This is a genomic window from Halorubrum sp. Boch-26 (assembly GCF_029889805.1).
In the GTDB taxonomy this organism is placed as follows: Archaea; Halobacteriota; Halobacteria; order Halobacteriales; family Haloferacaceae; genus Halorubrum.
Genome location: NZ_JARANT010000131.1, coordinates 1 through 5,300 on the forward strand (window position 1 = coordinate 1; position 5,300 = coordinate 5,300).

At 70.8% G+C, this 5,300-nt stretch carries 6 protein-coding genes; 3 read left to right on the plus strand and 3 right to left on the minus strand.

Annotation, left to right across the window (positions count from 1 at the left end; all coding sequences use genetic code 11):
- The coding region (locus OQF71_RS13695) for a glycosyltransferase (protein ID WP_280588348.1) at positions 1 to 410 on the minus strand (410 nt) is incomplete at its 3' end.
- A 163-nt stretch (positions 411 to 573) separates the two neighbouring features.
- Between OQF71_RS13695 and OQF71_RS13700 the strand changes: the two genes are divergently transcribed.
- A complete protein-coding gene (locus OQF71_RS13700) occupies positions 574 to 2,460 on the plus strand; it encodes a S9 family peptidase (protein WP_280588349.1) in 1,887 nt (628 codons plus the stop codon).
- Positions 2,461 to 2,556: 96 nt separating this feature from the next.
- Complete coding sequence (locus OQF71_RS13705; protein WP_280588350.1) at positions 2,557 to 2,790, plus strand: hypothetical protein; 234 nt, start codon at positions 2,557 to 2,559, stop codon at positions 2,788 to 2,790.
- 452 nt (positions 2,791 to 3,242) lie between these two features.
- Here OQF71_RS13705 and OQF71_RS13710 read toward each other — a convergent pair whose 3' ends face one another.
- Entirely contained in the window at positions 3,243 to 4,028 is a 786-nt protein-coding gene (locus tag OQF71_RS13710) for an aldo/keto reductase (protein ID WP_280588353.1), read from the minus strand.
- A 177-nt stretch (positions 4,029 to 4,205) separates the two neighbouring features.
- On the opposite strand from OQF71_RS13710, the gene OQF71_RS13715 reads away from it, so the two are divergent.
- A complete protein-coding gene (locus OQF71_RS13715) occupies positions 4,206 to 4,448 on the plus strand; it encodes a hypothetical protein (RefSeq protein ID WP_280588355.1) in 243 nt (80 codons plus the stop codon).
- 21 nt (positions 4,449 to 4,469) lie between these two features.
- On the opposite strand, the gene OQF71_RS13720 is transcribed toward OQF71_RS13715, so the two are convergent.
- Positions 4,470 to 5,300 (minus strand): HAD-IC family P-type ATPase (locus OQF71_RS13720; RefSeq protein ID WP_280588351.1); only part of this gene is annotated, 831 nt, incomplete at its 5' end.

Here is a 5,300-nt window from a genome sequence, read left to right on the forward strand (position 1 = left end):
CTGTTGGGTATATGTGACTGGGCGTGGCACCGGTAGCGTCGGGCGGCGTCGGCGGGGTGGTCGCGCCACCAGTCGACGACGACCGGCGTCCGCGCCAGCGTTCCCGCGAGCGTCGCGGCGATCCCCGGCGTTGGCGGGCTGTTGACCGCGTGGACGACGTCGGGGTTCGCCCGGCGGAGCGCGAGCGGGAGCCGCGCCGCGAACGCCGTCGGCGACGGGTCCGCCGTCACCGAGCGGTACTCGATCCCACCCTCCTCGAACGTGTCGTGGTCGCCGCCCCACCAGCGCGCGCAGAGCCACACGACCTCGTGGCCGCGGGCGGCGAGCCCGCGGGCGACCCGCCGCGTCCGCGCCCGGGCCGGCGTGTCGCCGTGGCCCGGAGCGAGAAGCGAGACGAACGCGACGCGCATACGCCGACCGGACGGCGGGCCCGGATAAAAAGACACGGCATCGCGGCGGGGCCGAGCGGGAGCGCGCGTTCCGCGCGGAGACGACGCGGAGACGCCGAGGCGGCCCGCTCGCCGCCCGTTTCGCACCCGAAACTGTTTCACACCGCGGCCGGAATCGGACCCCATGCACCGCTACGACATCGAACGGTACCTCAACGTGCGGAACGCCGGCGGGGCGGACCTCGGTCCCCACGGGCGGCTCTCCTTCCTGTTAAACGCGACCGGCACCGGGCAGGTGTGGTCGGTCGACGAGCCGCTCGGGTGGCCCGAACAGCACACGTTCTTCGAGGAGTCGGTCTCCTTCGTCGACTCCTCGCCGGAGCGCGCCGAGGCCGTCTTCGGGATGGACGAGGGGGGTAACGAGCGCGCCCAGCTGTACCGACTCAACTACCAGTCCGGCGAGATCGTCGACCTCACCGACCGCCCCGAGGCGAAACACCGGTGGGGCGGCTGGGACTCCGAGGGCGACCGCTTCGCGTTCGCTTCGAACCGGCGCGACGAGTCGGTGTTCGACGTGTACGTCCAAGACCGGGACGCGACCGGCGACGGCGCGGAGCGAGTGTACGAGGGCGACGGCTGGCTCTCGGTCGCCGGCTGGTCGCCGAGCGACGACCGCCTGATCGTCCACGAGGCGCAGTCCTCGTTTAACCACGACGTGTACACGCTCGACGTCGCGAGCGGCGGCCTGACCCACCACACGCCCCACGAGGGCGACGTGCGGTACGGCAGCCCGGAGTGGGGACCGGACGGCGACTCGCTGTACCTCGTCACCGACCGCGACAGCGACACGCTTCGCCTAGAGCGGCTGGACCTCGCGAGCGGGGAGTTCTCCGTGGTCGCGTCCGGGGAAAGCCCGGGGCGCGGAAGCGGCGCGAGCGCGGGCGACGACGGCGGCGGCGACGACGCCCGCGCCAAGCCCGGCGGCGACGACGGCTGGAACGTCGACGGCGTCGCGGTCCACGAGGAGTCCCGCCGCGTCGTCTACTCGCGAAACGTCGACGGCTACACCGATATCACGGTCGGCGAGCTGGTCGAGCCCGATCGGATCGACCCCTTCCCGGCCCCCGATCTCCCCGAGGGCGTCGCCGGCGGCGTGAGCTTCGGGCCGGACGGCGACCGCTTCGCGATCACCGCGACCGGGAGCACCCGCAACGCGAACGTCTACGTCGTCGACGCGACGACCGGCGAGACGGAGCGCTGGACCGCCGCCTCGACCGCCGGGATCCCGCCGGACACGTTCGTCGAGCCCGAGCCCGTCCACTATCCCACCTTCGACGGCCGAGAGATCCCGGCGTTCTTCTCCGTTCCGGAGACGGAACCGCCCGAAGGCGGCTACCCCGTCGTCGTGGACATCCACGGCGGCCCCGAGTCTCAGCGCCGGCCCTCGTTCGCCTCGGTGAAGCAGTACCTGCTGAACAGCGGGTACGCCGTCTTCGAGCCGAACGTCCGCGGCTCGTCGGGATACGGCAAGGCGTACGCCGCGCTCGACGACGTGGAGAACCGGATGGACTCGGTCGCGGACCTCCGGGCCGGCGTCGAGTGGCTCCACGACCACCCCGAGGCGGACCCCGACCGCGTCGTCGCGATGGGCGGCTCCTACGGCGGGTTCATGGTGCTCGCCGCGCTCACCGAGTACCCCGACCTGTGGGCCGCCGGCGTCGACGTCGTCGGCATCGCGAACTTCGTCACCTTCCTGGAGAACACCGGCGACTGGCGCCGATCGCTGCGCGAGGCCGAGTACGGCTCGCTGGCGGACGACCGGGAGTTCCTGGAGTCGATCTCGCCGATCAACAACATCGATCAGATCGCCGCGCCGCTGTTCGTCCTCCACGGCGAGAACGACCCGCGGGTGCCCGTGGGCGAGGCCGAGCAGATCGTCGAGGAGGCGCGCGAGCAGGGCGTCCCGGTCCGCAAGCTGATCTTCGACGACGAGGGCCACGGCTTCGCGAAGCTGGAGAACCGCATCGAGGCGTACCGCGAGATCGTCGACTTCCTCGCCGAGCACGTCTGAGATCGAACGGTCGCCCGCGGAGGGATCGTCTCGGTACTTCGATTATGCCACCCGGATGCGGCCACTTATTTATACGCGGCAGATAACCACCGTGTTATGGGAATTCTCGACGCCTTCGGCTCGTTAGCCAGCGCATTGCTCGCCGGGTTCGTCATGCTCGCGTTCGCCGTCTTGAGCCTGTTCGTCACGGTGTTCGTCGTGGACGTCGCGGCGTCGATCGCCGGGCTGAGTCCGGCCGACGGGTTCGTCGTCCTCGGCGCGACAGTCCTCGCCGGAACGGCGATCCTCGCCGGCGGCGTCGGCTTCGCGACGCCCGAGGACAGCGCGTAACGACTGTACGTCGGTCGATTTTGCGGATCGGTTCTTTATAAGTTGTCGACGGCAACCGTCGACGAACTCCCAGACTCACCAGCCGCTCGCTTATAAACGATTGATACGAGATCGACGGTGGGGGTCCCTGAAGCCCCAGCCGCTCACTTATAAATAATTGATGTCAGATCGGCGGAGAACACTTCCAAAGCCCCAGCCGTGAGAGGGGCGCACGCTCGCTGCGGTCCTCAGTCGGTCGTTATCACTCCCTCCTTACGGTCCTTGCGTCGCCTGCGCCCCTCTCACGGCTGCCCCTTTGAGCCCCACCCCGCACCGCTCCGCACAGCACCTCACACCTCCCCAGCCTCGCGGCTCACTACGTTCGCCGCGTCCCTCGCGCGCGCTCCTCGCGGCCTACCGGCCGCTCGGAGGCACGCGCCACCGCTGTCATTTAAAAGTGCGTCGTCGCTCGTCTACCAGTCCGGGCCGAAGTCCGGGTTCAGCTGGCGGTCGGTCCGGCCGAGGGTGTCGATCTCCTCGACGTCCTCGGCGTCAAGTTCGAGCCCGAGGCTCGCCCAGTTGTCGGCGATGTGGTCCTCGCCCGTCGCCTTCGGGATGGCCGTGACGCCCTTCTCGCGGAGCCACGCGAGGCTCACCTGTGCCGCGCTGACGCCGTGCTTCTCGGCGATGTGGGTGATCGCCGGGTCGTCGAGCACGTTCCCGCGGGCGAGGGGGGAGTACGCGACGAGTTCGACGCCGTTGGCGTCGGCGTACTCGCGCAGCTCCTCCTGCCGGAGCAGCGGATGCATCTCCACCTGGTTCGCGAACGGCGCCTCGCCGAGCGCGTCGGTCGCGGCGTCGAGGTGTTCGGGCTCGAAGTTCGAGACGCCGATCCGGTCGACGAGTCCGTCGTCGCGGAGCTCCGCGAACGCGGGCAGCGTCTCCGCGGGGTCGTACGCCCCCGCCGGCCAGTGGACGTACAGCAGGTCGACGTGCTCGGTGCCGAGCTTCTGGAGGCTCTCGCGCGTTGACGCGGCCACGTCCTCGGGCGCCAGCTGGTTGATCCACACCTTCGTCGCGAGGAACACGTCGTCGCGGTCGACGTCGGCCGCGGCGATCCCGTCGCCGACGGCGGCCTCGTTGCCGTAGATCTGGGCGGTGTCGACGTGGCGGTAACCGGTTTCGAGGGCCGTCTTGACGGACTCGGTACACTGCGCGGGGTCGTCGTTCTCCCACGTGCCGAGCCCGAGCACGGGCATCCCGTCGCGGGTCGGTGCGTCGAAGGACCGCTGTCGCTGTGACATGACCGAGCGTAGTCGCGTGAGGGGAAAGTCGGTTGCGGTTCCCGCCCCCCGATCGGTCCGCGTTCCCGGTTGTCGGTTCGCGAGAAACGACGGGCGATACTTCACGGCCGAGCTTCGAGTATCGACGTGGGAATGGTGAGCTACTACGACTGGCTGCTCGGGGCAATCGCCGCCGCGATGATCGTCGGTGCAGCGGCGGGTGTACACCCCGCCGTCGCCCTTCATCAGGGGCTCGCCAGCGGGAGCCTCGTGTCAACGCTCATTCTCTATGAGGTCCTCTTCCGAAATCCGCCGACCGAACCGACCGGCTCGCCGACCGTTGCGTCGGCCGTTGTCGGGGTCGGGTGGCTCCTTACCGTCGTGCTGACGTACTGAGGCGTGGCCTCCCGTCGGCCGTCACTCCAGCAGCGCCCGCGAGGAGTTCGTCACGACGAGCAGGCTGGACGCCCCCATCGCGACCGCGGCGAAGAGCGGGTTCAGGAGCCCGGTCACCGCGAGCGGGATGGCGACCGCGTTGTAGAGGAACGCCCAGCCGATGTTGCCCTTCACGCGCCGCCCCGCGGCTCGCGAGAGCTCGAAGACGGTCGCGACCGAGCCGAGGTCGTCGTCGACGATCGCCACGTCGGCGGCGTCGGCCGCCATCGCCGTCCCCCCGCCGAGCGCGATCCCGAGGTCCGCGGCGGCGAGCGCCGGCGCGTCGTTGGTCCCGTCGCCGACCATCACCGTCAGCCCGCTCGCCTTCAGCCGCTCGATCGTCTCGGCTTTCCCCTCGGGCGGGACGCCCGCGAACACGGAGGCGACCGCGTCGTGCTCGCTGAAGACGGTCGCCGCGCGCTCGTCGTCGCCCGTCAGCACGACCACGTCGACGCCGGCGTCGTCGAGCGCGGTCACCGTCTCCGCCCACCCCTCGCGCAGCTCGTCGCCGACCACGACGACGCCCTCGGCGGCGCCGTCGCGCCCGACGGCGACGGGGACGCGTCCAACGTCGCGCGCCTCGGCGACCGCCGCCCGGACCGCGTCGGGGACCGTCCAGCCGCGCTCGTCGAACAGGGCGGGGTGTCCGACGACCACCTCGACGCCGTCGACGACGCCGGAGACGCCGCGGGCGTGGCTCTCGAAGTCCTCGACGGCGAGCGTCTCGCCGGAGCCGTCTCCGTCGTCGCTACCGGCGGCCGGCTCGGACCCGGCGGCCGGCTCGGGCGACTCGGCCGTTCCGCCGTCGGCGAC